Annotated in this window: 3 pseudogenes; 1 reads left to right on the top strand and 2 read right to left on the bottom strand. The window is 53.9% G+C overall.

The features are described from left to right. Window positions 1-81: 81 nt before the first annotated feature. Window positions 82-743 (top strand): annotated as a pseudogene (locus Q0835_RS29790) (nucleotidyl transferase AbiEii/AbiGii toxin family protein); the annotation flags it as partial. Between the two features lie 468 nt (window positions 744-1,211). Here Q0835_RS29790 and Q0835_RS29785 read toward each other — a convergent pair. Together Q0835_RS29785 and Q0835_RS29780 are read right to left on the bottom strand one after the other, a co-directional pair. After that, window positions 1,212-1,370: pseudogene (locus Q0835_RS29785) on the bottom strand (thiamine phosphate synthase); the annotation flags it as partial. 143 nt (window positions 1,371-1,513) lie between these two features. After that, window positions 1,514-1,594, bottom strand: a pseudogene (locus Q0835_RS29780) (IS6 family transposase); the annotation flags it as partial. Window positions 1,595-1,813 lie beyond the last annotated feature (219 nt).

Raw genomic sequence — 1,813 nt, 5'->3', positions numbered from 1 at the left:
GATCAAGGCCCATGGCCGCATGGCCTGGCAAAAGAGCACCGGATATAACCAGAGAGCGCGCGTGGAAACGCAAATGGGTCGAATGCCCCGCTTGAGGCCGATATCGCCGCACTGCCATCAATCACCAAACAGCAAAAAGCCATCGCCGAGGAGGTCGACGATGCGGCGCGCAAATACATATCCGGCACGCTTCGTGACCAGTTGCTGGTGGAGATCGCGGCCGTCGAGGACCTGTCAGGAAGAAATGGTCATTTCACCGTTGAATTTGGCTTCGATCCTTATCGGAACAAGGATGCACTCGATGTCCTGGTGGTCGGGTATGACAGTGCATTTGGATCCGGAGATGGGTATGTTCAAGCCGCAGTACGGATAGAAGGTGGCGCCCGACCCGACCCCGTTCCTGTCGAAGCGCGTGAGATAGTCCCTTACATGGCAGACGAACTCCCAAATGGTGCTGATCTCAAATTTGGTGGCGTGACAACGGTCAAGCCGGAACGCACCTTCTGGGAAAAGGTGCTGATCCTGCACGCCATGACGGAAATGACGGAAAAACGCGCTGCGGATAATGACCCCGGCCGAACGGTTCCTGATCTCAATCGCTATTCCCGGCACTACTATGATGTCCACCAGAATTGGCGGCATTCGGAGTATGGCGGAAGACAGCCTCAATGCGTGATCTGGCCGAAGCATGCCGTCAGCACAAGCAGCTCATGTTTCGTGCGCCTGATCACCGATACGAACGGGTCCGCGGATGAGAATGCAAGAGCAATCCAAGTGATGATGATCAAGCTAGCCGCGGCCGGAACACCCCGTGGTATTGCCAGGGCGTCACAGCTCGATAACTTGATAGGGATCCGGTGTGCGGACTTCATCCACTGCCCGGCAGGCGTTGCGATGCAACGCTGAGAGGGAGGGCCAGCGGCCAAGCGTGTCGCGCAAAAAGGCCGGACAAATGACCGCTCGCAACATGATCGAAATCACAAAAGAAAACTCTTGCAAAACAGGGGCTGTCCACAAATGGCAATACCGTGGACACTGGCAGCTATCATTCGTCTGGCTGGCTTACCTGTCGACAGCGAGAATTTTTCGGCACAAACATAAACGCTGAATGATTTGGGCGAAAGAGCGTGATTTCTTTCGTAAGCGGTTTGAATAGGAAGTGAGCGTATCGGAAGCCGACCCGTCGACTATGAGAACGTGGGAAAATTGCTTCATCGCCATTTCGCTGTGCGTTTGATCCCTTCACGGGTCCTTGCTTCCGGGTCTGGATTGAGTGTGATGTTGGTGACCACGGCGCCGCTATCTTCTCCATGCTTGAGCACGTCCTCCAGCTGTTCGGCGGTTAGACCGCCGATGGCGACGAGCGGCAGGGCCCCAATCGAGATTGCCAAATTGTCTGCTGCCATTGTTTCGGTTATGTGTTCCTGATGAAAATTTGGGCCGCTTTTTCCAGTTTAAAGGGCTTTCGTTTTCCTCGAGAAGTTATCGCCTATGTCGTATAGGCCTATCATGGATCTGCGAGCAGGTCTTCAACATCTGCCGTACTCAGCGCAAACCGATGATCCGCCCAAACCGCGTAGGAAATGATCGACATGGCAATCCCCTACGCTTTCATCAACCCAGACTGTGACATCTCCACGCCGGCGCAGGCTTTCATTTTAATGCAACAACGCCGTGTCTGTTACGGAAAAGGGCGGAATGCCTACGCTAAGGAAATTTCGGCCATCTGTATTCGCCTAGGTGTTTGATCCCAGATTTTGATGGTGCAGTCTTTTCTCCCGAATGGAAGGATGCACTATGGGACAGGTTTTAC

This window comes from uncultured Roseibium sp. (genome assembly GCF_947499295.1).
GTDB lineage: Bacteria > Pseudomonadota > Alphaproteobacteria > Rhizobiales > Stappiaceae > Roseibium.
Note: the sequence above shows the minus strand (reverse complement) of the source record. Positions and strands in the feature narration are given on the sequence as shown.